Source organism: Pseudomonas sp. PSB11, assembly GCF_014596605.1.
GTDB classification, from domain to species: Bacteria; Pseudomonadota; Gammaproteobacteria; order Pseudomonadales; family Pseudomonadaceae; genus Aquipseudomonas; species Aquipseudomonas umsongensis.
Map to the genome: position 1 here is coordinate 34,223 of NZ_NOIO01000008.1, position 23,671 is coordinate 57,893.

The 23,671-nt window shown below is 60.9% G+C and carries 17 protein-coding genes; 10 read left to right on the plus strand and 7 right to left on the minus strand.

Features of this window, described 5'->3' with window-relative positions; genetic code table 11:
- The first annotated feature begins 7 nt into the window (after positions 1-7).
- The 5 genes from CGA21_RS12110 to CGA21_RS12130 all read left to right on the plus strand — a co-directional run bounded on the left by CGA21_RS12110 (position 8) and on the right by CGA21_RS12130 (position 5,653).
- Positions 8-1,384, plus strand: coding sequence for a DUF1631 family protein (locus CGA21_RS12110; RefSeq protein WP_188264260.1), 1,377 nt, complete (start codon positions 8-10; stop codon positions 1,382-1,384).
- A 62-nt stretch (positions 1,385-1,446) separates the two neighbouring features.
- Positions 1,447-2,004 (plus strand): 1,6-anhydro-N-acetylmuramyl-L-alanine amidase AmpD, encoded by a 558-nt coding sequence (gene ampD, locus CGA21_RS12115; RefSeq protein WP_020796543.1) that lies wholly within the window; start codon positions 1,447-1,449, stop codon positions 2,002-2,004.
- On the plus strand, positions 2,004-2,840 hold the full coding sequence (gene ampE / locus CGA21_RS12120) for a regulatory signaling modulator protein AmpE (RefSeq protein WP_188264261.1): 837 nt from the start codon (positions 2,004-2,006) through the stop codon (positions 2,838-2,840). Before ampD ends, ampE begins: the two co-directional genes overlap by 1 nt.
- Before the next feature lie 1,544 nt (positions 2,841-4,384).
- On the plus strand, positions 4,385-5,089 hold the full coding sequence (locus CGA21_RS30380; RefSeq protein WP_411157070.1) for a methyl-accepting chemotaxis protein: 705 nt from the start codon (positions 4,385-4,387) through the stop codon (positions 5,087-5,089).
- Between the two features lie 174 nt (positions 5,090-5,263).
- Entirely contained in the window at positions 5,264-5,653 is a 390-nt protein-coding gene (locus CGA21_RS12130; RefSeq protein WP_188264263.1) for a hypothetical protein, read from the plus strand.
- Here CGA21_RS12130 and CGA21_RS12135 read toward each other — a convergent pair whose 3' ends face one another.
- On the minus strand, positions 5,654-6,430 hold the full coding sequence (locus tag CGA21_RS12135) for a TatD family hydrolase (protein WP_110746756.1): 777 nt from the start codon (positions 6,428-6,430) through the stop codon (positions 5,654-5,656).
- Between the two features lie 3 nt (positions 6,431-6,433).
- The gene (gene cra / locus CGA21_RS12140) at positions 6,434-7,429 is read right to left on the minus strand and encodes a catabolite repressor/activator (protein ID WP_110746758.1); all 996 of its coding nucleotides are present in this window, start codon (positions 7,427-7,429) and stop codon (positions 6,434-6,436) included.
- Between the two features lie 294 nt (positions 7,430-7,723).
- Here cra and ptsP point away from each other — a divergent pair, with 294 nt between their 5' ends.
- The 3 genes from ptsP to CGA21_RS12155 are packed head-to-tail and all read left to right on the plus strand — an operon-like array spanning position 7,724 to position 13,277.
- Entirely contained in the window at positions 7,724-10,585 is a 2,862-nt protein-coding gene (gene ptsP / locus CGA21_RS12145) for a phosphoenolpyruvate--protein phosphotransferase (RefSeq protein WP_188264264.1), read from the plus strand.
- Positions 10,585-11,526: a 1-phosphofructokinase gene (pfkB, locus tag CGA21_RS12150; RefSeq protein ID WP_188264265.1), complete on the plus strand. Its 942-nt coding sequence runs from the start codon at positions 10,585-10,587 to the stop codon at positions 11,524-11,526. The genes ptsP and pfkB overlap by 1 nt, the downstream gene beginning before the upstream one ends.
- 11 nt (positions 11,527-11,537) lie before the next feature.
- Positions 11,538-13,277: a PTS fructose-like transporter subunit IIB gene (locus CGA21_RS12155; protein WP_110746764.1), complete on the plus strand. Its 1,740-nt coding sequence runs from the start codon at positions 11,538-11,540 to the stop codon at positions 13,275-13,277.
- A 168-nt stretch (positions 13,278-13,445) separates the two neighbouring features.
- Here the strand turns inward: CGA21_RS12155 and CGA21_RS12160 are convergent, their stop codons facing one another.
- Together CGA21_RS12160 and CGA21_RS12165 are read right to left on the minus strand one after the other, a co-directional pair.
- Positions 13,446-15,974 (minus strand): PepSY domain-containing protein, encoded by a 2,529-nt coding sequence (locus CGA21_RS12160; protein ID WP_188264266.1) that lies wholly within the window; start codon positions 15,972-15,974, stop codon positions 13,446-13,448.
- A 235-nt stretch (positions 15,975-16,209) separates the two neighbouring features.
- Positions 16,210-18,534, minus strand: a complete 2,325-nt coding sequence (locus tag CGA21_RS12165; RefSeq protein WP_188264267.1) for a TonB-dependent receptor — start codon at positions 18,532-18,534, stop codon at positions 16,210-16,212.
- 207 nt (positions 18,535-18,741) lie between these two features.
- Between CGA21_RS12165 and CGA21_RS12170 the strand changes: the two genes are divergently transcribed.
- Complete coding sequence (locus CGA21_RS12170) at positions 18,742-19,422, plus strand: Fe2+-dependent dioxygenase (protein WP_110746767.1); 681 nt, start codon at positions 18,742-18,744, stop codon at positions 19,420-19,422.
- Positions 19,419-20,186 (plus strand): tetratricopeptide repeat protein, encoded by a 768-nt coding sequence (locus tag CGA21_RS12175; protein ID WP_188264268.1) that lies wholly within the window; start codon positions 19,419-19,421, stop codon positions 20,184-20,186. Before CGA21_RS12170 ends, CGA21_RS12175 begins: the two co-directional genes overlap by 4 nt.
- Positions 20,187-20,353: 167 nt before the next feature.
- Here the strand turns inward: CGA21_RS12175 and CGA21_RS12180 are convergent, their stop codons facing one another.
- From CGA21_RS12180 to CGA21_RS12190, 3 genes are all read right to left on the minus strand, one after another.
- A complete protein-coding gene (locus CGA21_RS12180) occupies positions 20,354-21,517 on the minus strand; it encodes a type III PLP-dependent enzyme (protein ID WP_020796555.1) in 1,164 nt (387 codons plus the stop codon).
- Between the two features lie 341 nt (positions 21,518-21,858).
- The gene (locus tag CGA21_RS12185) at positions 21,859-23,016 is read right to left on the minus strand and encodes a betaine/proline/choline family ABC transporter ATP-binding protein (RefSeq protein WP_110746770.1); all 1,158 of its coding nucleotides are present in this window, start codon (positions 23,014-23,016) and stop codon (positions 21,859-21,861) included.
- Positions 23,013-23,666: an ABC transporter permease gene (locus CGA21_RS12190; protein WP_020796558.1), complete on the minus strand. Its 654-nt coding sequence runs from the start codon at positions 23,664-23,666 to the stop codon at positions 23,013-23,015. The genes CGA21_RS12185 and CGA21_RS12190 overlap by 4 nt, the downstream gene beginning before the upstream one ends.
- Positions 23,667-23,671: the final 5 nt, after the last annotated feature.

The window sequence follows — 23,671 nt, forward strand, 5'->3', positions numbered from 1 at the left end:
AGGCTGGATGCACATCGACGGGAATGTAGTGCCATTGCGCAGGGTCGCGAGTGACCAGGCGACGCAACTGCCACTCGCCCGCCTGCCTGTCATTGTGCTGCAGGTTCGCGACAAGGCGACGCAACAGCTACGGCAGGGCTTGCAGGCGCTGTTCGATAATGCCGACGATACCCTCTTCGAAATGGCCGACCGGGCACCTGACGATGTCGAGCAGAATCTTTTCTTTGAGGCGATGCGCGATTTGCGTTTGAAGCGCAAAAGTATCGAGCGGCTGTTTTTCGAGCACCTCTTCAAGGCATTCATTAACCTCGGCCAATGCGACCTCGCCTACAGGATGCTGCCTCGGTCATTGTCTCCCAATGCCAATGTTGCACCGCTTGAGGACGAGCCCGAACGCAACCTGGCTGTGCAAGCATTGGTCAACAAGGTGCTCTACCGCGACGGTTTCGCCCTTGACCAACTCACCGCCCGTCTGAGTACGTTGTTGCGAAGGACGCTGATCGAACAGCACAATCCCCTGGGTCCTACGGTGCTCTGCAAGTGCTTCCTGGCGGCCGGGCGTCACCTGGGCGTGGACATCAAGGTCAAGCTGATCATCCTCACCCTGTTTGATCGCTATGTGCTCAGTGGCGCCGGCCAGCTTTACGCCCAGGCCAACCAACTGTTGATCGCCACCGGCGTGCTGCCAGGCCTGACACCAGCCCCTGCAAGCGACACGATGGATAACAACACGGCTTCTGAGCTTGCCATGCCGGAAAGTGAGCAAGCTGACGCGCTCACCCGTGACGAACGCCGACGCAGCGAACGGCTGGAGCAGCGGATTCGTGACGCCGAAGAAAGTCACGCCCAGACCGCTTTGGCCCGCCAGCGAGTAGAGCAAGCGTTGAATCAGGCACTGCTGGGTAAGACATTGCCGCAAAGTGTGCTGGCGTTCTTGCTCGACACTTGGAGCAAGGTATTGCTACTGACCTGCCTCAAGCGTGGCCATCTGTCACCGCAGTGGCAGGCTGACGTGCAGACCATGATGCAATTGATCTGGAGCGTCCAACGTCATGAACAGCCCGATGCTCGTGAGCATCTGTTGACGCTGGTTCCGGGGCTGTTAAAGGCATTGCGCGAAGGGCTGAGCGGCTCGGCGTTCGATCCATTTGCGACCCGTGCGTTTTTCAGCGAGCTGGAATGCTTGCACGTTCAAGTGTTCGAGCATCCAGGGCATTCGCGAGCCGATGCGACAGCGATGGTCGAGGTATTGGAGCCAATCATCCTGCCTACGGCTGAGGAAGGCCCGGTCGATACCGCACGCGTGTTCGACGATGACGTATTGTTTGAACCAGCCCTGGCTTCAGTGCCGGGCAAATTGCAGTACCTCAATCGCGTCAAATGATCGCCCCCGATGGCCTATCGCGGCATACTGGCGCCAACACAGTCGTCGTTGAAGGAACCTGTATGCAGTTGGACCCCGCCAGCGGTTGGTGCAAAGGCGTGCATTTATGCCCCTCGCCCAACTTCAATGCGCGCCCCGAGGGCGAAATTTCCCTGCTGGTGATCCACAACATCAGCCTGCCGCCAGCGCAGTTCAAGACTGGAAAGGTGCAGGAGTTTTTCCAGAACCGCCTGGATGTCACGGAGCATCCCTACTTTGAAGGGATTGCACACCTGCGGGTGTCCGCGCACTTTCTGATCGAGCGCGACGGGACCGTCACTCAGTTTGTCTCTTGCCTTGAGCGTGCCTGGCATGCGGGCGTTTCGAGTTTTGAAGGGCGGGAAACCTGTAACGATTTTTCCATAGGCATCGAACTCGAAGGCACGGATGATCTGCCGTTCGACGATGCGCAATATCGAGCGTTGACGACCCTGACCCGGCAGTTGCAATCGGCATTTGCGGCCATCACCACGCAGCGTATCTGCGGGCACAGCGATATCGCCCCTGGGCGCAAGACCGATCCGGGTCCCGCGTTCGATTGGGCGCGCTATCGAGCGGCCTTGGCACAAGAGGAAGGATAATGAGTTTTCTGGTGTTGCTGTTGGCGGTATGGATCGAGAAGTTTTCGGCCCTGCGCCACCGGATTCAGCACGACGCTGGCTGGATTCGTGAGCTGAACAAGCTTGAGCTCAGCCCGCGTCTGGTAAAGCGGCCGTGGCTGGTCCTGGCCGTGCTGGTGTTGTTTCCAGTGGCGGTGCTGGGCTTGCTGCTGGTGGTGCTCGACCCCGTAGCCTACGGTCTGTTGGCGTTGCCGGTGCATTTGCTGGTGGTGATCTACAGCCTGGGGCGTGGTGATCTGCTGGGGGAGCTAGGATCCTTTCGCGATGCCTGGCGTCGCGAAGACCTGCAAGCGGCGGCTCATGTGGCCAAGCGTGACCTGGACATCTGCGCCGACAATGCCGAGCAACTGCTGGAGCGGGTCGAAGGGCATTTGCTGTGGGAGGCCTACCAGAGCTTTTTCGCGATCATTTTCTGGTACTTCCTGCTCGGGCCGGTGGCCGCGCTGAGTTATCGATTGCTGGCGCTGGCCGAAGAACATGGGCAAAACCCTGCGGTGGTCGAGCGCGCGGCGCAACTGCGCCATGCATTCGACTGGGTGCCGGTGCGTCTGTTGGCAGCGAGCTTTGCCCTGGTCGGCAACTTTGTCGCGGTCAGCCGGGTGATGTTGCACGAACTGTTGAACTGGAACATCAGCGCTGCCCAATTGATCGAAAAGGCCGGGCTGGTAGCCGGTGAAATTCCAGCTCCGGTGGTCGGGCCTGAGGGCGTCAACAGCCTCGATCGCATCTGGGAGTTGCTGCTACGGGCGGCAGTGCTCTGGTATGCGGGCTTTGCGTTGTGGACGGTTCTGCCGTAGGCGCTGGTTTGCCGGCGATCCAGACGCCGCGGTGCATCTGCCGCACCGCGTCATCGTTCTTCGTGAGAATGCCGTCACCCTTAAAATGTGTCTTCCGTTAACCTTAAGTTACAAAAACCTCCCCTGATTTACGCTATACAGAGATAGCGCCGAATACTGGCTATCTGCCGTCTCGCTGCGTCCGCCAATAAAAATAAGAAATCCAAGGGAGACTTCCAGTGAAGAGCTTGCTCTATCCCGCCGTCGCGCTGATGAACCGCCTGAGCTTCGGCATGAAGTTCAGCCTGATCAGCGTACTGTTCCTGGTGCCGATGCTGGTAACCAACTTCTACCTGGTGCGTGATTCCTATCGCGAATTCCAGGGCACCCGGGTCGAATTGCAGAGCCTGGATCTGTTGGGTAGCAGTCTCGCGTTAAGGCGTGATCTGGAAACCCTGAACAATCTTGTGCAGATCAACGTCGCCTTGGGCCAGTCGGGCAAGGCGGGGAATGTCGAGACGCAGATCGGTACGCTTGAACAAGGTGTCCTGGCACGTTTGCAGGGGTTGACGGCGATGGCCACCGATCCGGAGCAGGTCGTGCTGTTCGATGCCAAGCGCGATGAAATGATCAACGCATTCAAAGCGCAGCAGACGGAAAAGTCCCTGCAAAGCAAAAGTGCACTGATCAGCAAGCTGCTCGGCAATGCGCAGGTCTTCGGCCAGATCATCGCCAGTCAGGCCGGCCTGAGCCACGATAGCCAGAGTGACATGCGTCAGCTGAGCGAGCTCGTCACCAACATCACTCCGCGCGTTACCCAGATGCTGGGTGAAGGTCGCGCACTGGGCTCCGCTTCCTTGGGCCAGGGGTTTCTCAATTCGTCGTCGAGCACGCGTTTCGATGAACTGCTGGTACAGCTCGACAAGCTCCATGCCGAGTACGGTCTGAAGCTGCAGGACGCAACGGGCTCGAGCAACGCCGCACGCGAAACCCTGGCGACCCAGGCTGACAGCAGCAAGGCGTCGTTGAAAAAGGCCAGCGAACTGTTCGAAGAGCAGGTGGTGATGGCCGACACGCTCGATGCACCATGGCAGGCCTTTTACGATCAGGTCTCGGCGCTGATGGGCCAGACCTATCAACTCAATGAAGCCACCTTGAAATTCCTCGGCACCCAGTTGCAACAGCGCCTGGACCAGAACCGCACGCACATGATTCTGCAGGCCGTGGCGCTGTCGGTGGTGTTTGTGCTGATCTTTTATCTTTACGGTGCCTTCTACGCCTCGACCCGCACCACCCTCAAGCGTCTTGGCGAGGTCATGGACAAAGTGGCGGCCGGCGACATGACAGTCACTTTCAACGCCCACAGTCGTGATGAGCTGGGGGAGTTGGGCGAGGTGTTCAACGGCACCGTGAAAAAGATCCATGACTTGATCGAGCGTGTCGGACAGACCGTCGGCGAGGTCGAGCGCCAGGCCGGGCAAGTCGAGAGTGTCTCCGCGCAAAGCAACCAGGCCGTGGCCGGGCAGCGCTCGCAGATCGAGCAGGTCGCCACGGCGATGAATCAAATGTCGGCCACGTCCCTTGAGGTGGCGCGCAGCGCTGCCGCCGCCGTCAGCAGCGCCCACAGTGTCAACGACGAAACGGCGAGCGGTCGTGGGCTGGTGGAATCGCAGCAGGGCAGCATCGCTGCGCTGGCCAGCGAAATCGACCAGTCGGTGCAGGTGATCAACCAGCTGGCTAGCGACAGCCAGTCCATCAGCCGTGTGCTGGAAGTGATCAAGAGCATTGCCGAACAGACCAACTTGCTGGCACTCAATGCCGCCATTGAGGCAGCCAGGGCGGGTGAGCAGGGGCGCGGATTTGCGGTGGTGGCGGATGAAGTCCGCACACTGGCCAAGCGCACCCAGCAATCGACCGAAGAGATCGAACAGATGATCGCCAAGCTGCATGGCGGTGTTGGGGCCGCGGTCAAGGCGATGGGCGTCAGCCATGAGATGGCCAATGGAACGGTGGGACAATCGGAGAAGGTCCAGCAAGCCCTGGACAATATCCTGGGGGCTGTCGGCATGATCGTCGATCAGAACCAGCAGATTGCCGCGGCTGTGGAACAGCAGACCGCCGTGGCCCACGACATTGACCAGAACATTGTCGAGATCAATCGTGCCGGAGAGCGTACTGCCGAAGGTGCCCACCAGACGGAGAATGCCAGTCGCGCGCTGTCGGCGCAGGTGGTGCAGCTCAAGCAGCTGATCAGCGCCTTCCGGGTCTGAAAACATCTCACCAACCTGTGGGAGTGCAGACCCACAGATTGGTGAGCGCCTGAAATTTCTGTAGTACCTCAGCCTATTCTTTTGTAGGAAAGGTCCTTATTTTCTTCGGAACTGCTTTTTTCGTCTTCAATGAAGGATTATCAACGTCACTGACCGCATGGAGGAGGCACGGTTATGGCTGTCGCAACACTTGGTATCCAGGGGCGCTGTGCACATTGCCAGCGCACGCTATTGCTCAAACCCTGGCAACTCAATGCCATTGCAATCAACGAAGCATTCACCTGTACCCACTGTCAGAAAGCCCTGCAACTGTACGATCCGAAACAGATCAGGCGCTTCAAGTCCCTGGACTCATTGGCCATGTTAAAGGCCAGCCTGCTAATCATGATTTGCAGCACATTGCTGGTGGCGTTGGTATTGGAATGGATTGGCATACTCAGCGTCGTGGAGCAACTGAACATTTCTCTGGTGGCGATTTTCGTCTACTTCGTTGCGCTTCGATTCGCCCGCCAGCGTCAGCACATGACGCTGATTCTCGAGGCTGCCAAGGCCCACGTCGACTGATTACCAGTTGAACAGTTCACGGGCATTGGCGCTGCTCGCGGCGGCCAGTTGTTCCGGGGCGAGCGACATGATTTGCGCCAGCGCCGTGCAGATCGCCGGCAAGTGCGCCGGGCTGTTGCGCTGGCCGGGGAACATCGCCGGCGCCATGTCCGGAGCGTCGGTTTCCAGCACCACCGATTCCAGTGGCAACCGGGCGAGTACGCGGTGCATGCGCAGGGCCTGGGGCCAGGTCGCAGCGCCGCCGAGGCCGAGCTTGAAACCGAGCTTGATGTATTCGCGCGCTTCTTCCTGACTGCCCGCGAAGGCGTGGATGATTCCGGCGCGTTTCAACTTGAAACGCTTGAGCGTGGCAATCACCGCCGCATGACTGCGCCGCACATGAATCAGCGCGGGCAGGTGGAAATCCACCGCCAGTTGCAGCTGCGCGTCGAACAACGCCTGCTGTCGTTCACGGTCCAGGGTTTCGATGAAGTAGTCCAGGCCGATCTCGCCCACCGCACACAGCTGGCGATGGCCGGCCAATCGCCCCAGCCAGTCGGCCAGTTCGGTGAGATGTTCGGGGCGATGATCCTCCAGGTACACCGGGTGCAAGCCGAACGCCGCATGCAGGTCGGGATCGCTTTGCACCAGTTCCCAGACGCGCTGCCAATTGGCCTGATACACCCCCAGCACCACCATTTTACGTACCCCGAGAGCACGGCTCCGGGCCATCAGTGCCTGACGATCCGCGTCGAAGTCGGGGAAGTCCAGGTGGGTGTGGGTGTCGATCAGGTCCATGGCTCAGTCCTGGCGAATACGTTGTTTGAACGTCCGCGCGATGGCCAGCACACCGGGTTGGTAATCGGACTGCTCGATGGCTGCCAGGGCGAGTGCGAGGGCCTTGTCGGCAATCAATTGGTGTTGTTGTGCCATGGCGTTCACCGGCAGCGGCAGGAAATCCAGCAACTGGGTGTCTCCAAATGTGCCGAGGCGCAGCGGGCGGGTTTTCAACGGAAAATCGTGCAACGCATCGAACACACCCTGAAGCAGTACATAGGACGTCGTCACCAGGGCCTCGGGCAAATGTCCTACGCGCTGGATCAGCTCTTCCATCAACTGCTTGCCACACTCACGGCTGAACGAATCAGCGTGTTCGATGAGCACCTCACCGTCGTACCCGACCAGGGCCTGCTTGAAGCCAGCAGCCCGTTCCTGGCTGATGCTCAATTCGGGACGCGCGCCGATCAAGGCGATCTGCTTGGGCAACGGCTCAAGCAGGCTTTGGGTCAGGTGCAGGCTGGCCTCGCGGTCATCGCTGATCACCGAGCAGAAATATTCAGGTTCCATGACCCGGTCGATGGCGATGATCGGAATGCCTTTGGCTTGCAGTTGGCGATAGCTGTCGTCACCCCGCGGCAGGCAACTGGCAACGATCAGGGCATCACAACGACGGGCGCGGAACAGTTGCAGCAATTGCCGCTCGCTGTCGGGCGCATCGTCGGAACTGGCAATCAACAGCTGGTAGCCATGCGCCCGGGCACCTTGTTCGAGAAGCTTGGCGATCCGTGCGTAACTGGGGTTTTCCAGGTCGGGCAGAATGAACCCCAGGGTCCGGGTGTGGCGACTGCGCAGGCCGGCTGCCTGGGGATTAGGCGTGAAGCCATGTTCCTCGACGACCGCGCGCACGCGCTCAACGGTGGCGCTGCTGATACGTTGTTGTTCGGCCTTGCCATTGATGACGTAGCTGGCGGTGGTGACGGACACACCGGCCAGCTGGGCTATATCACTGAGTTTCAACCCGCTATTCCTTGTTTTTTCGAGCTTGCCTCGACATTTTCACCAATCCTACCCGATTCAGGCAGGCGAGCTTGGTCACAACGCATCCGACAAGTTGGACTTCAACGATGCAACTTTATCGAGTAACGTGCCAATCACTCTAGATTAAACGATTCAGCAGGCGTATTTTCTACGTTAATGGCTGCTTTGGCCGGTTCTGCCGCGAAACCGCCGAAGATTGTTTTAAGACAAAGGCCTAAGCTGAATCATTCAAAAACAATACCTGGCGCCCCAAGGGCGCCAACAGGAGAAAGCATGCTCGAGCTCACCATAGAGCAGATATCCATGGGCCAGTCGGCTGTGGATAAGTCCGCCGCGCTGCAACTGCTGGCCCGGCACCTGGTTGCCGATGGCCTGGTTGACGAGGGCTACCTCGCTGGCTTGCAGGCTCGCGAAGCCCAGGGCTCGACCTTTCTCGGCCAAGGTATTGCCATCCCCCACGGTACGCCAGAAACCCGCGACCAGGTGTTTTCCACGGGTGTGCGCCTGATGCAATTCCCTGAGGGGGTGGACTGGGGTGACGGACAGATCGTCTACCTGGCGATCGGGATTGCCGCCAAATCCGACGAACACCTGCGCCTGCTGCAACTGCTGACCCGCGCGCTCGGCGAGACCGACCTTGGCCAAGCCTTGCGTCGCGCCAGCAGCGCCGAGGCCTTGCTGAAACTGCTGCAAGGCGCGCCGCAAGAGCTGGCGCTGGATGCGCAGATGATCGGCTTGGGCGTCGCCGCCGAAGATTTCGAAGAGCTGGTCTGGCGTGGCGCGCGGTTACTGCGTCAGGCCGACTGCGTCAGCAATGGTTTCTCCGCCGTGTTGCAGCAAGTCGAAGCGCTGCCGCTGGGCGATGGGCTGTGGTGGCTGCACAGTGAACAAACGGTCAAGCGTCCAGGCCTGGCGTTCGTTACCCCTGACAAACCGCTGCGCTACCTCGGTCAACCGCTGAGCGGCCTGTTTTGTCTGGCCAGCCTGGGCGAGGCCCATCAAGCGTTGCTCGAACGCCTGTGTGCGTTGCTGATTGAAGGTCGCGGCCATGAGTTGGGCCGTGCCACCAGTTGTCGCGCGGTGCTTGAAGTGCTCGGCGGCGAGTTGCCGGCAGACTGGCCGAGCGCACGCATTGCGCTGGCCAACGCCCACGGCCTGCACGCCCGTCCGGCGAAGATCCTCGCGCAACTGGCGAAAAGCTTTGAAGGCGAAATTCGTATCCGCATCGTCGATGGCCAGGACAGTGCGGTGTCGATGAAAAGCTTGAGCAAACTGCTCAGCCTGGGCGCCCGTCGTGGGCAGGTGCTGGAGATCATCGCCGAGCCGAGCATCGCTGCCGATGCCTTGCCCGCTCTGTTGACCGCGATTGAAGAGGGCCTCGGTGAAGAAGTCGAGCCGTTGCCAGCGGTGAGCCAGCCTCGTGAAGAAATCGTCGAGGTGGCCCAAGTACTGCTCGCCCCGGCGTCCGGCAGTCTGGTGCAGGCCATCGCCGCAGCGCCGGGAATCGCCATCGGCCCCGCGCATATCCAGGTACTGCAAACCATCGATTACCCGCTACGCGCAGAGTCCGCCGCCATCGAGCGAGAGCGCCTCAAGCAAGCGCTGGCGCACGTGCGCCAGGACATCGACAGCTTGATCGAACGCAGCAAGGCCAAGGCCATCCGCGAGATTTTCATCACCCACCAGGAAATGCTCGACGACCCGGAATTGACCGATGAGGTCGACACCCGTCTCAAGCAGGGCGAAAGCGCGGAAGCGGCGTGGATGTCGGTGATCGAAGCCGCTGCCAGGCAACAGGAGTCGTTGCAGGACGCCTTGCTCGCCGAGCGCGCCGCCGACCTGCGCGATATCGGCCGTCGAGTGCTGGCGCAGCTCAGTGGTGTCGAAACACCGCATGAACCTGAGCAGCCCTACATTCTGGTGATGGACGAAGTCGGTCCGTCCGATGTGGCGCGCCTTGATCCGACCCGTGTCGCCGGCATTCTAACCGCCCGCGGTGGCGCCACCGCCCACAGCGCGATTGTTGCGCGGGCCTTGGGAATTCCAGCGCTGGTCGGTGCCGGTGCGGCGGTGTTGCTGCTGGCACCGGGCACGCCCCTGTTGATCGATGGCCAACGCGGACGTTTGCATGTGGACGCCGACGCGGCGACCTTGCAGCGCGCCACCCAGGAGCGCGACACCCGCGAGCAACGCTTGAAGGCCGCCGCCGAACAACGCCATCAACCGGCGTTGACCACCGATGGCCATGCTGTCGAAGTGTTCGCCAATATCGGTGAAAGTGCCGGCGTCACCAGTGCGGTGGAGCAGGGCGCCGAAGGCATCGGTCTGTTGCGCACCGAATTGATTTTCATGGCCCACCCGCAAGCGCCGGACGAGGCGACCCAGGAAACCGAATACCGCCGTGTTCTCGATGGCCTGGCCGGTCGTCCGCTGGTGGTGCGCACCCTTGATGTCGGTGGCGATAAACCGCTGCCGTATTGGCCGATCGCCAAGGAAGAAAACCCGTTCCTCGGGGTGCGCGGCATTCGCTTGACCCTGCAACGGCCGCAGATCATGGAAGCCCAGTTGCGCGCCTTGTTGCGCGCCGCCGACAACCGGCCGCTGCGGATCATGTTCCCGATGGTCGGCAGCGTCGACGAGTGGCGCCAGGCGCGGGACATGACCGAACGCCTGCGCCTGGAAATTCCAGTGGCGGACCTGCAACTGGGCATCATGATCGAAGTGCCATCGGCGGCCTTGCTGGCGCCGGTGCTGGCCAGGGAAGTCGACTTTTTCAGCGTTGGCACCAATGACCTGACGCAATACACCCTGGCCATCGACCGTGGTCATCCAACCTTGTCGGCCCAGGCCGATGGCTTGCATCCGGCGGTGCTGCAACTGATCGATATCACCGTGCGCGCGGCTCATGCCCATGGCAAATGGGTCGGTGTGTGCGGCGAGTTGGCGGCCGACCCGTTGGCGGTACCGGTGCTGGTTGGCCTGGGCGTGGATGAACTCAGCGTCGGCGCGCGCAGCATTGCCGAGGTCAAGGCGCGGGTTCGCGAACTCAGCCTGACCCAGGCTCAAACCCTTGCCCAACAGGCGCTTGCCGTGGGCAGCGCGAATGAAGTGCGCGCATTAGTGGAGGCTTTGTAATGGCCAGGATTTTAACCCTGACCCTCAACCCGGCGCTGGACCTCACCGTCCAGCTTGCGCGCCTGGAACCCGGTCAGGTCAACCGCAGCGACATTATGTACACCCACGCCGCGGGCAAAGGGGTGAACGTGGCGCAGGTGTTGGCGGACCTCGGGCATCAATTGACCGTCAGCGGTTTTCTCGGTGAAGACAATCAGCAAGCGTTCGAAAGCCTGTTCGCCAAACGCGGTTTTGTCGATGCGTTCATTCGTGTTCCCGGTGAGACGCGCAGCAACATCAAGCTGGCGGAAAGCGATGGACGCATCACCGACCTCAATGGTCCAGGGCCGCTGGTCAGCGCCGCGGCGCAGCAGGCATTGCTCGAGCGTCTGGACCAGATAGCGCCGGGGCATGATGCGGTAGTGGTTGCCGGCAGTCTGCCCCAAGGCATCAGCCCGCAGTGGTTGCAGGCATTGATCGGGCGATTGAATGATCTGGGCTTGAAGGTCGCCCTGGACACCAGTGGGCAAGCATTGCGGGCGGCGCTCAAGGCTGCTCCATGGTTGATCAAGCCCAATGCCGAGGAGTTGGCTGAAGTGCTCGGTGGCGAGACGGTGTCGGTCCTGGCCCAGGCGCAAGCCGCGAGTCGCCTGCACGCCCAAGGCATCGAGCATGTGGTGATTTCCCACGGTGCCGAGGGTGTGAACTGGTTCAGCGTCGGTTCGGCGCTGCATGCCACGCCGCCGAAAGTCAGCGTCGCCAGTACGGTCGGCGCGGGCGATTCGTTGTTGGCCGGCATGCTCCACGGGTTGCTCAGTGCCGATACGCCTGAACAAACCTTGCGCACCGCCACGGCGATTGCCGCGATGGCGGTCACCCAGATCGGCTTCGGTATCAGCGATGCGGCGCAACTGGCGCAGCTCGAACAGGGCGTGCGCGTGCGCCCCCTGACAGAACAATAAGAGGGTTGGTCATGAAGTTAGCCATTGTTACTGCCTGCCCGAACGGCATGGTCACCAGTGTGCTGTGCGCCCGGTTGCTCGATGCAGCGGCGCAGCGTCAAGGCTGGAGCACCAGCGTCGAGATCAGCGATGCGGGGCATCCCGAACGGCAACTGTCGGCCGCCACGATCGAGGCCGCCGAGTGGGTGTTGCTGGTGACCAGCGGGCCTGTGGATATGTCGCGTTTCGTCGGCAAGCGATTGTTCCAGAGCACCCCTGCCCAAGCGCTGCAAGATGTCGAAGCGGTGCTGCGCCGTGGTGCTGAAGAGGCCAGGGTATATGCCGCACCGAAAGCCGTGGTCGAGCCGGTTGCCGCGGTCGAGAAAGCGCCGCGACTGGTTGCCGTGACGGCCTGTCCGACCGGTGTCGCCCACACCTTCATGGCCGCCGAAGCCCTGCAGCAAGCGGCCAAGCGCTTGGGCTATGACTTGCAGGTGGAAACCCAGGGTTCGGTCGGCGCACGCAATCCGCTGAGCAGCGACGCGATCGCCGACGCCGATGTGGTGCTGCTGGCGGCGGACATCGAAGTCGCCACCGAGCGTTTTGCCGGCAAGAAGATCTACCGTTGCGGCACCGGCATTGCCCTCAAGCAGGCTGAAGCGACACTCAATAAAGCATTGGCTGAAGGCAAGCAGGAAAGCGCTTCGACCGGTGCCAAGGGGCCGGTCAAACAAGAGAAGACCGGGGTCTACAAACACCTGTTGACCGGCGTGTCGTACATGTTGCCGATGGTGGTGGCAGGCGGCTTGATGATTGCCTTGTCGTTCGTATTCGGCATCACCGCCTTCAAGGAAGAGGGGACGTTGGCGGCGGCGCTGATGCAGATCGGCGGCGATACCGCATTCAAACTCATGGTGCCGCTGCTGGCAGGCTACATCGCGTATTCGATTGCCGACCGTCCGGGCCTGGCGCCGGGGATGATCGGCGGCCTGCTGGCCAGCACCCTGGGTGCCGGATTTATCGGCGGGATCATTGCCGGTTTCCTCGCCGGCTACGCGGCGCAGGCGATCAATCGTTATGCGCGGTTGCCGCAGAGTCTCGAGGCGCTGAAACCGATCCTGATCATCCCCTTGCTGGCAAGCCTGTTCACTGGCCTGGTGATGATCTACGTGGTCGGCAAGCCGGTGGCGGGCATGCTCGCCGGGCTCACGCATTTCCTCGACAGCATGGGTACGACCAACGCGATTCTGCTCGGCGTGCTGCTGGGCGGCATGATGTGTGTCGACCTTGGCGGGCCGATCAACAAGGCCGCGTATGCGTTTTCGGTCGGGCTGCTGGCGTCGCAGAGTTATGCACCGATGGCGGCGACCATGGCCGCCGGCATGGTGCCGCCGATCGGCCTGGGCATCGCCACGTTCATTGCCAGGCGCAAGTTCGCCCAGACCGAACGCGAGGCGGGTAAAGCGGCCTTGGTACTGGGGCTGTGCTTTATCTCCGAAGGCGCAATTCCATTTGCCGCCAAAGACCCGCTGCGGGTGATCCCGGCGAGCATCGCCGGCGGTGCGCTGACCGGTGCGTTGTCGATGTACTTCGGCTGCAAGTTGATGGCGCCCCATGGTGGGTTGTTTGTGTTGGCGATTCCGAATGCGATCAACCATGCATTGCTGTACTTGCTGGCGATTGTGGCGGGGAGTTTGTTGACGGCGGTGGTGTATGCGCTGGTCAAGCGGCCGGAAGTGGTGGAGATGGCGGTGGAACCCGTCAACGCCTGACACTGGCCCCCTGTAGGCGCTATCAGGCTCCGGGCGTTAAATCAGATTGATCGTTCCCACGCTCTGCGTGGGAACGCAGCCCGGGACGCTCCGCGTCCCTTGCGGAGCCGAACGCGGAGCGTCCGTTGAGGCATTCCCACACAAAGCGTGGGAATGATCACTGTAGGGTCAGTAAACGTCGCGGCGGTAGCGGCCTTGTTCGATCAGGCGCTCGACTTCGGCAGCGCCCAACACATCGTTCAGCACCTGATCGACGCCCGAGGCCATCCCCTGAAGGCTGCCACAGATGTAGATCACCGCACCCTCCGCCAGCCATTTCTTCAGCTCTTCGGCCGAATCGCGCAAGCGATCCTGCACGTAGATCTTCTCGGCTTGATCACGCGAGAATGCCAGGTCCAGGCGCTGCAAGTCGCCGGAAATCAACCATTCCTCGAGCTCGTCGCGGCACAGGTAATCGTGTTCGCGATTGCGCTCGCCGAACAACAACCACTGGCGTTGCTGGCCATCGGCGATGCGCGCCTTGAGCAGGCTACGCAAGCCAGCGAGTCCCGTGCCGTTGCCCAGCAGGATCATCGGCACCGGCTCATTGGGCAGGTGGAAACCGCTGTTGCGCCGCACGCGCAGGCTGATGCTGCCGCCCACGGCGGCGTGTTCGGTCAGCCAGCCGGAGCCGACGCCAAGGGTGCCATCCGGGTGCAGCTCCTGGCGTACGATCAATTCCAGGATGCCGTCGGCGGCTATCGAGGCGATGGAGTATTCGCGCATGGCCAACGGCACGAGGGCATCCACCAGGGACTGCGCATGCAGGCCGACCAGATGGCTGCGGTTCTCGGGCAGCTGCCGGCTGGCGAGGGCTTGTTCCAGCGGTTGCGACAAACCTTCGTGGGTAACCGTCGCGCGGCCGTCGATCCCCAATCCTTCGAGGAAGTGCTCGATGGCCCAAGGGCAATTGCGCGGCAGCACCTCCACCAGGTCACCGGCCAGCCAGCTGTTGGTACCTGGAGCCTTGAGGCCCAGCAAGTACACCGGTGAGCCGCTGCTGTCCGGGTTGAGCAATTCCCTGCGGACCAGCGTCCAGTTTTCGTAGCTCGGTGCTTGCCAGGTGCCCACAGGCGCCTGGCCGGTCAACAGGCCCAGTTGCTGCTGCCAGTGACGCAAGGCATAGGGATCGCCGCTGTCGACTTCCACCGGCGCGAACAAGGTCTTGCCGCCGTGCTCGCCCAGCCACTTGTGCAGGCGCTGGGCAAACCCGCAGAAGTGTTGGTACTGGCGGTCGCCGAGTCCCAGCACGGCATAGTTCAGCCTGTCGAGGCGCAACGACCGGCCCAGCACCTTGCGCTCGAAACCCCGGGCGCTGTCTGGCGCTTCGCCGTCACCGAAGGTGCTGACCACAAACAGCGCGTTGTTCGAAGCATGCAGGTCCTGCTCGCTGACATCCGCCAGTGGCTGCACCTTCACCGGCAGGCCCGCCGCCTGCAACTGGCCAGCGGTTTGCCAGGCCAGTTGCTCGGCAAAGCCGCTCTGGCTGGCGAAACCGATGAGCCAGGCCGTGGCGTCGCTGCCGGGTTGCGCCAGGCCTTTGCGGGCGTCCTTGATCTGGCGTTTCTTGCGTCGACGATCCAGGTACAGCAGCCATCCGGTGACGAAGAACAGCGGCATGCTCAGGGCCGTGAGCGTCAGGATGATGCGCCCGACGATGCCGAAATAGCTGCCCACGTGCAGCGCGTAGAGGCTGGTCAACAGCTGCGCCTTGAAGCTCTTGTCGCTGTAGCGGTCATGCCGCTTGATCGCGCCTGTCACCGGGTCGAGGGTGATCTGGTTCAGCGCGCGGTCGTGGGGCGAATTCTTCAACAGGTAGAAAACAGTTGCCGGTTGCCCGGCCACGGACGGCATGCGGGTGTTGTAGAAACTCAGGTCGGGACCGGCAGTGCTGTAGATGCTGCTCCACACCGCCGAGTAGTCGACCACCGGTGCCGGACCGCTTGGCCCAGGGCCGCGTCCACCACGAACCCGTTCATTCTGTGGCGAATCGGAAAGCAGGCGAGTCAAACCCTTGTTGTACCACTCGTAGGACCAGGACAACCCGGTCAGCGCGGCCAGGAGATAAAACACCAGGCACCAGGTGCCGGCAACCGAGTGCAAGTCCCAATTGAAGCTGCGGCCTTTTTTCTTCCAGTCGAGGGTCAGCCAGGCGCGCCAGCTTTTCCACTGGCGAGGCCAGCGCAGGTACAGGCCGGACAGGCAGAAGAACACCAGGATCAGGGTGCAGGCGCCCGTGATTTGCCGGCCGGTGTCGCCCATGGCGAGGAAGCGGTGCAGTTGCAACATCAGGCCGAAGAAGCCTTGGCCGGCGGCGTCGCCCAGGAGTTCGCCGGTGTACGGGTCGAAGTAACGCATGGGGCCGCGACGCTCGCCCGCTGGCGGGGTGAAGAACACTTTTGCGGCAACGTCGCTGTCGATGCCGACCGAGAGCATCGCCACTTTCATCTGCGTCGCCGCCTCGATCTTCTCCACCAGGTCAGCCGGGGGCAGCACGCCGGCGACTTGTTTCTGCACCTGCAACACGGAAGGGTTCAGCGCGTACAGGATTTCATCCTGAAACGAGACCGTCGCCCCGGTAATGCCCATCAGGGCCAGGACGAGCCCTGCGCTGATGCCAAAAAACCAGTGCAACTGGAACAGGGTTTTCTTCAACACGTCGCTCGCCTTGTTCGTTCAAAAATTGTCATCACGGCGCGCATTATGCCGTGGGTTATCGAGGAACATTCCCTTGACACACAAAAGCCCCGTTCACCTGGATGAACGGGGCCTGTCCCCTGTAGGAGCGGCCGAAGGCTGCGATCTTTTGATCTTGATTTTTGGCGGTGGTGCATTCGCCGAAGTTTAAAAGATCGCAGCCTGCGGCAGCTCCTACAGGTTCACGCTTCTGTTATCAGAAGTGGAAGTTGGTGCTCAACAAGGCAGTCCGGCCCGCCGCCTGGTTGGCGAAGTGCGTGGAGAACGCCTTGTCGTAGTAGGTAACGTCGGTCAGGTTCTGCACGTTCAGCTGCAGGTCGATGTTCTTGGTCAGCTTGTACGCGGCCATCGCGTCGTAGCGCACATAGTCATTGACCATGGTGGTGTTGGCCACGTTGCCGAACACGTCGTCGACATAGAACGCACCGCCACCGATGGTCAGCTTCGGCGTGACCTGGTAAGTGGTCCACAGGCTGGCGCTGTTTTTCGGCGTGTTAGGCAGTTCGTTACCGTCGTTGGCTTTGTTTGCCGGCAGGTCACCACCGTCGACTTGCTCGCTGTCCATGTAGGCGTAACCGGCGAAGACTTGCCATTTGTCGGTGATCTTGCCAGTGGCCGAAAGCTCGACACCCTGGACGCGGGTCTTGCCAGCGTTTTCGTAGGTGGTGGTATCGACCTGGACGCGGGCGTTGTCTTTTTCGGTGCGGAAGATATCGGCAGTCAGCGACAAGCGATCGTTGAGCAGGTCCCACTTGGTACCGATTTCGTAGTTCTTGGTGGTTTCTGGCTCCATGTCGCTTTTCAGCAGGTTGCCGTTGCGATCCGGGGTGCCGCCCAGCGGATTGCCGTCCTGACCTTCGCCAAGCGTGGAGCCCGGAGGTGTCGCGGACGTTGCGTAGGACGCATAGATGCTGCCGTTTTCCGCTGGTTTGTAGACCACACCGAACTGACCGGTTACGAACTCGCTGACGTCATCACCCTTGGAGGTCGTGGTGCCTGCGGCGTTGAAGGTCTTGTAGTCGGTGTCGAAATGGTCGTAGCGCAGGCCCATGTTCACCAGCCACTGTTCGGACAACGTCAGGGTGTCGAACACGTAGAGCGCGTAGGTTTTACCCGTGGTGTCGGTGCCGGCGTAGTTACGGGTGATCGAACCGTTCCATGGATCGTTCGGGTTAGGGTTCGACAGCGAGGTGCAGTTGTAGCCGCTGGGTGCGCCGATGATCGCCGGGTTGCAGGTGGTGGTGACTGGAGTGGTCCCAGGCGTGGTGTCGGTGTTGACGGTATACGAGGACTTCTTGCTTTCCTCGCGGCTCAATTCGATACCGGTTGCGAAACTGTTCTTGAAGCCTGCGATGTAGACGTCACCAAACAGGTCGGTCTGGTTGGTCGTCGTATCGGTGTTGCTGACGCGGGTGTTGGCCCGGCGCCAAACGGTACCGTTGTTGACGTTGCCCTTGCTGTCGTCCGGCTGGGTCAGGATGTAGTCCTGCATGCTGCTGCCGTGGCGCAGGGTGTTCTTGACGGTCAACGCGTCGTTCAGGTCGTGCTCGATGGCGATGGTCGCGGTGTCGGTACGACCCTTGCGGAAGTCACGATCGGTCAGGCCGTAGAAGTTGCTGCTGTCGCCGCCGGCGTAGGGCTTGTCCGGATTGGACTTGGTGCGGGCAGCCGAGCCACCGGCCGGAATGGTGTAGGGAATACCCGAATCCGGTGTGTCGTTGCTTTCCAGATGGTAGTAGTCAAGGTTGACACGGGTGTCGGTGCCCAGGCCGAAGGCCAGGGAAGGCGCGACGCCCCAGCGATCGTAGTCGACGCTTTCGCGGCCGGCGACGTTGCTTTCGTGGCTCATCAGGTTCAGGCGACCGGCAACGGTGTCGGAGAACTGGTAGTTGCCGTCCATGGTGTAACGCTGGGTCTGGTCTGAACCCCAGGTAAAGCCACCGTCGAACGAGTCGCCCAGATGCGCTTTCTTGCTCACCAGGTTGATGCTGCCACCGGCAGCGCCGCGACCGCCAATGGCCGAGTTAGGGCCCTTGCTGACTTCGATCGATTCAACGGCAAAGATCTCACGGCTCTGGGAACCGGTATCGCGCACGCCGTCCAGGTAGGTATCGCCCTGGGCATCGAAACCGCGGATGAACGGACGGTCACCCTGAGGGTTGCCGCCTTCACCGGCACCGAAGGTGATGCCCGGGACGGTACGCAGTGCGTCCTGCATGTTCAGGGCGCCGGTGTCCTTGAGGACTTGTTGCGGGATGACAGTGATCGAGCGCGGAGTGTCGACCAGGGGCGCGGTGTACTTGGGCGAGGAGGCTTTTTCGACGTTGTAGGAGGTCTCATCCTGGGCTTCGCCGGTGATCGCGGTTGCGCCGAGGGAAATCGTGTTGCTCGGTGCCTGCTCGTTGGTTTTTTCCGCCGCGAAAAGCATTTGGCCCGCAGAGCCGGCAGTGATCGCCACGCCAATTGCAGAAGCGAGAAAACGCGGTGAACTGACCGGTAGTTGTGGTTGTTGGCGTGACATTTTTATTCCCCTCCCCAAGGATTTGAGGCGGCGGAATATAGTGTAAACACGTATTTGTATCAATTGCGAAAAATTACTATTCGCACTGAATTTACAATCTTTACAATTTAACCTTACGGTTTTTACTGTTTCGTTCGTCTCTCGGGTTTTACAAGGGCAATAAGAATCAATACCATTGGCGCCCCTTTGCTTTCTGGTGCTTGCCCCATGCTGCTGCACATCCCCGGCTTGTTCGAAAAAGAAGAAGTGCAGCGCATTCGCGAGGCTCTGCAACAGGCCGATTGGGCCGATGGCAAGATCACGGCCGGTTACCAGTCGGCCAAGGCCAAGCACAATCTGCAGTTGCCGGAAGGCCACCCGCTGGCCAAGGAAATCGGCGCGGCCATGCTGGAGCGGCTGTGGAAAAACCCGCAGTTCATGTCAGCGGCGTTACCGCACAAGGTGTTTCCTCCGTTACTGAACTGTTACACGGCTGGCGGCAGTTTCGATTTCCACATCGACAACGCGGTGCGTCAGCCCAAGGGCAGTATCGAACGGGTGCGCACCGACCTCTCGGCCACGCTGTTCTTCAGCGACCCCGAGGATTACGACGGCGGCGAGCTGGAAATCCAGGACACCTACGGCACCCAGCGGGTGAAGTTGCCGGCGGGTGACATGGTGCTGTACCCCGGCACCAGCCTGCACAAGGTCAACGCCGTCACCCGTGGAACGCGTTACGCCTCGTTTTTCTGGACCCAGAGCCTGGTGCGCGAAGACAGCCAGCGTGCGCTGTTGTTCGAGATGGACGGGGCGATCCGGCAGTTGACCCAGGACGTGCCGGACCATCCTTCGCTGATCCGCCTGACCGGTACTTATCACAACCTGTTGCGCCGTTGGGTCGAGGTATGAGTTTTCAATTGCGCCGCCAGGAGGTGCTCGATGGAGACCGTCTCAAAGCCATGCTCGACGAAAGCCCGGCCCGTGCGGCCCAGGCGATCGTAGCAGCAGCCCGCGAGGGGCTTGTCGATGCCCAGGCGCTGCTTGGGCAGATTCTGCTGGATGGAAATGGAATCACCCAGGATCAACCGCTGGCGTTGCGCTGGTTCGACATCGCCGCCCGACAAGGGCACCTGATGGCGCGCAACATGCTGGGGCGATGTCATGAACATGGCTGGGGGTGTGTGGCCGATGCCGAAATGGCTGCTCGGCATTATCGAATCGCCGCAGAAGCGGGGCTGGATTGGGCGATGTACAACTATGCCAATCTGCTGGCGACCGGGCGTGGGGTGGCTGAGGATCAGCTGCAAGCGCTCGAACTCTATCGCTGCGCGGCAGAACTGGGCCACGCGAAATCGATGAATCTGCTGGGACGTTACCTGGAAGAAGGGCAGGTATGCCCGAAGGATCTGCAAGCGGCGCACGGCTGGTATCGGCGCTCGGCTGAGGGCGGGGACTTTCGTGGCCAGTTCAGCTTTGCGGCAGTGTTGGCGGATCAAGGGAATATCGACGAGGCATTGCAATGGCTGCGCAGGGCGCTGAGCGGCGGCAATCTGAACTTCCTGCGGGTCGCGAGTGAAGCCTTGTTGGGCGCAACCGATCCGCAGATTCGCGCGTTGGCACCTGCGTACGCCAAGCGCTTCGCCGAACTCGAACAGGTATTCATATCTCTGTAGGAGCCGGCTTGCTGGCGATTAACGGTCACCCCGTTTGTCTGGGTAACCGCGGTGCCTTGATCGCCAGCAAGCCGGCTCCTACAGGAATGTGGTGGGTCGATTCTTTGTGATCACCCACAAAAAAGCCCATGACGTGTCATAGGCTTTTTGATTTCTGCGTGCAGTACTTACACGTAGAAAGATTTCAACGGCGGGAAGCCATTGAACTCAACCGCGCTGTAGCTGGTGGTGTAGGCACCGGTCGATAGCCAGTACAAGCGATCACCGATCGCCAGGTTCAGCGGCAGGCCGTACTTGTAGTTTTCGTACATGATGTCGGCGCTGTCACAGGTTGGGCCGGCGATGACGACTTCTTCCATCTCGCCTTTCTTTTCGGTCCAGATCGGGAACTTGATGGCTTCGTCCATGGTTTCGATCAGGCCGGAGAACTTGCCCACGTCCGTGTATACCCAACGCTCGACGGCGGTGCGGGATTTACGGGCGACCAACACCACTTCGCTGACCAGGATGCCGGCGTTGGCGATCAGGGAACGGCCCGGCTCCAGGATGATTTCCGGCAGGTCGTCGCCGAAGTCTTCCTTGAGGAAGCGAATGATTTCTTCGGCGTAGGTTTCCAGGCTGTTGGTGCGGGTGATGTAGTTGGCCGGGAAGCCACCGCCCATGTTGATCAGCTTCAGTACGATGCCGTCTTCTTCCTTCAGGCGTTCGAAGATCACCTTGACCTTGGCGATCGCGGCATCCCAGACGCTGATATCGCGCTGCTGCGAGCCTACGTGGAAGGAGATGCCGTACGGCACCAGGCCCAGGTCACGGGCCAGGATCAGCAAGTCCATGGCCATGTCGGTCTGGCAGCCGAATTTGCGCGACAGAGGCCAGTCGGCGGTGGTCGAGCCTTCGGTCAGGATGCGTACGTAGACTTTCGAGCCCGGTGCGGCCTTGGCGATGTTGCGCAGGTCGGCTTCGGAGTCGGTGGCATAGAGGCGCACGCCCTTCTCAAAGAAGTAGCGGATGTCCTTGGATTTCTTGATGGTGTTGCCGTAGCTGATCTGATCGGCGCTGACGCCGCGGCTCAGCACTTTGTCCAGCTCGTAGATCGAGGCGATGTCGAAGCTCGAGCCTTTCTCTTTGAGCAAGTCGATGATTTCCACCGCCGGGTTGGCCTTGACCGCGTAGTAGACCTTGGCGAATTCGAAACCGGCGCGCAGGTCATCGTAGGCCTGGCTGATCATCGCGGTGTCGATTACCACGAACGGGGTTTCTTGCTTGTCGGCGAATGCCTTCATTTTCTGAAAGGTTTCACGCGCGAAATAGTCTTCGACCTGGATCGACATGCTGGGAACTCCTACTGGCAAACTGAAATTATCAATGGGTGCAAATGAACGTCCTCCGTATCCCCACTTTGGTTCGCCTACTTCCCAAGGCATGTCGCCGAAAGCAAAAAGGCCATGGGAAGCGCTGCTTTCCCTTGGCCTTGCTGTCTCGTCGTCAGTACTTGAGCCGGATGGATCGTTTCCAGCATGGACGTTCGGCGCGAACTTTAGGGCGTGAGGGGCTTGAGATCAACAAAAAATGTCGCGTTTTTGCACGCATCCGTCGTGCGGTCCCTTACAGCTACTGATGTAACGGACCTGTGTGACGGTGTGATGTTCCCCTGAATGACGGTGAGGAGGGATCAGGCCAGTGCAGCGTCGGCTGGCGAAACGATGCTGGTCTTGCCCCCACGAGACTTGCCCGAGCTCAAATACTCCGCAATCGATTCCTGGGTTACTTCCCCAAGGAACACCCGCTCGGCATCCATCACCGGCAACCACGACCGGTTGAACTCGTACATCCGCGACAACAGAATGCGCAAGTGCTCGTCGTAGGCCGCGGTAGCGTTGAATTCGCGCAGGTACTGCCCGCACGTGCCGCTCTGACGGTGCAGATCGCGGCGGCGAACGTAACCCAGAGCCTTGTTCTCGGCGCAGGTGACCACCACGTAGCGACGGTCATGCTCGTCCATCATTTCCAGCGCATCGGCCACCGGCGTTTCCGGGCTGACTGAAGGTGCGTTATCCGCCGCGTCTTCAGCCTTGACCAGCAACAGGCGCTTGAGAGTGCTGTCCTGGCCGACGAAGTTACTGACAAAGTCGTCAGCCGGGTGGGCCAGCAGGGTGTCGGGGTGGTCAATCTGCAGCAGTTTGCCGGCGCGGAAAATCGCGATCTTGTCGCCGAGCTTGATGGCTTCGTCGATGTCGTGGCTGACCATGATCACGGTCTTGTTCAGCGCCCGCTGCATCTCGAAGAATTCGTTCTGGATCATCTCGCGGTTGATCGGGTCGACCGCGCCGAACGGTTCGTCCATCAGCAACAGTGGCGCATCAGCGGCCAGCGCGCGAATCACGCCGATCCTCTGTTGCTGGCCGCCGGACAGTTCCCGAGGATAGCGATGCAGATATTGCTTGGGTTCGAGCTTGATCATGCTCATCAACTCGCGGGCGCGGTCGTGGCATTTCTGTTTGTCCCAGCCGAGCAGTTTCGGCACCACCACGATGTTCTCCTCGATGGTCATGTTCGGGAACAGACCGATCTGCTGGATCACATAGCCGATGTTACGGCGCAGGGTCACTGCGTCGAGACCGGTAGTGTCTTCGCCATTGATCAGGATCTTGCCCGAGGTGGGTGTGATCAGGCGGTTTATCATCTTGAGCGTGGTGCTTTTGCCGCAGCCCGAAGGCCCGAGGAACACGCAAATCTCGCCTTCATTGACGGTCAGGCTCACCGAGTCCACGGCCTTCACGTCTTTGCCGTTGCTTTGGAAGGTCTTGCTGAGGTTTTGAAGTTCGATCATTTGAGCAGTCCTTTAGGAGTCAGCGAGCGTTGCAGCCATTGCAGGAGCAGGTCGGCGAAGATGGCCAGCAGGCTGACCAGCACGGCGCCGACAATCAGCATCGACATGTCGCTGCGGCTGATGGAAGCGAGGATGAGCACGCCCAGGCCACCGGCGCCGATGGTCGCGGCGATGGTCATTACGCCGATGTTCATGACCACGGCGGTGCGCACGCCGGCAAGGATTACCGGCACGGCAATCGGCAGTTCGACCATGCGCAGGCGCTGGCCGAAGGTCATGCCGATACCGCGCGCGGCTTCGCGGATGCCCGGTTCGACGTTGGTCAGGGCCAGGTAGGTGTTGCGCATGATGGGTAGCAGCGAATACAGGAACACCGCGGTGATGGCCGGCATCGGGCCCAGGCCCTGGCCGAATTTCGAGTAGAACGGCAGCAGCAGGCCGAACAGGGCAATCGATGGCACGGTCAGCAGCACGGTGGCGCTGGCCTGTAGCGGCCCGGCGAGCGTCGGAAAACGCGTCATCAGGACGCCCAGCGGCACGCCGACCACGATCGCCAGGGTCACGGCGATGCCGACCAGGGTGATGTGTTGCCCGGTCAGGTGCAGTACCTGTGCCCAGTCGAGGTGGGAAAAGGCGTTGATAAATTCCATGGCTT

Bases quoted from the DNA above. Each gene is read 5' to 3' on its own strand.
- CGA21_RS12110 (WP_188264260.1), top strand. From the start codon at position 8: ATGCACATCGACGGGAATGTAGTGCCATTGCGCAGGGTCGCGAGTGAC.
- ampD (WP_020796543.1), top strand. From the start codon at position 1,447: ATGCAGTTGGACCCCGCCAGCGGTTGGTGCAAAGGCGTGCATTTATGC.
- ampE (WP_188264261.1), top strand. From the start codon at position 2,004: ATGAGTTTTCTGGTGTTGCTGTTGGCGGTATGGATCGAGAAGTTTTCG.
- CGA21_RS30380 (WP_411157070.1), top strand. From the start codon at position 4,385: ATGTCGGCCACGTCCCTTGAGGTGGCGCGCAGCGCTGCCGCCGCCGTC.
- CGA21_RS12130 (WP_188264263.1), top strand. From the start codon at position 5,264: ATGGCTGTCGCAACACTTGGTATCCAGGGGCGCTGTGCACATTGCCAG.
- CGA21_RS12135 (WP_110746756.1), bottom strand. From the start codon at position 6,430: ATGGACCTGATCGACACCCACACCCACCTGGACTTCCCCGACTTCGAC.
- ptsP (WP_188264264.1), top strand. From the start codon at position 7,724: ATGCTCGAGCTCACCATAGAGCAGATATCCATGGGCCAGTCGGCTGTG.
- pfkB (WP_188264265.1), top strand. From the start codon at position 10,585: ATGGCCAGGATTTTAACCCTGACCCTCAACCCGGCGCTGGACCTCACC.
- CGA21_RS12155 (WP_110746764.1), top strand. From the start codon at position 11,538: ATGAAGTTAGCCATTGTTACTGCCTGCCCGAACGGCATGGTCACCAGT.
- CGA21_RS12165 (WP_188264267.1), bottom strand. From the start codon at position 18,534: ATGTCACGCCAACAACCACAACTACCGGTCAGTTCACCGCGTTTTCTC.
- CGA21_RS12170 (WP_110746767.1), top strand. From the start codon at position 18,742: ATGCTGCTGCACATCCCCGGCTTGTTCGAAAAAGAAGAAGTGCAGCGC.
- CGA21_RS12175 (WP_188264268.1), top strand. From the start codon at position 19,419: ATGAGTTTTCAATTGCGCCGCCAGGAGGTGCTCGATGGAGACCGTCTC.
- CGA21_RS12180 (WP_020796555.1), bottom strand. From the start codon at position 21,517: ATGTCGATCCAGGTCGAAGACTATTTCGCGCGTGAAACCTTTCAGAAA.
- CGA21_RS12185 (WP_110746770.1), bottom strand. From the start codon at position 23,016: ATGATCGAACTTCAAAACCTCAGCAAGACCTTCCAAAGCAACGGCAAA.
- CGA21_RS12190 (WP_020796558.1), bottom strand. From the start codon at position 23,666: ATGGAATTTATCAACGCCTTTTCCCACCTCGACTGGGCACAGGTACTG.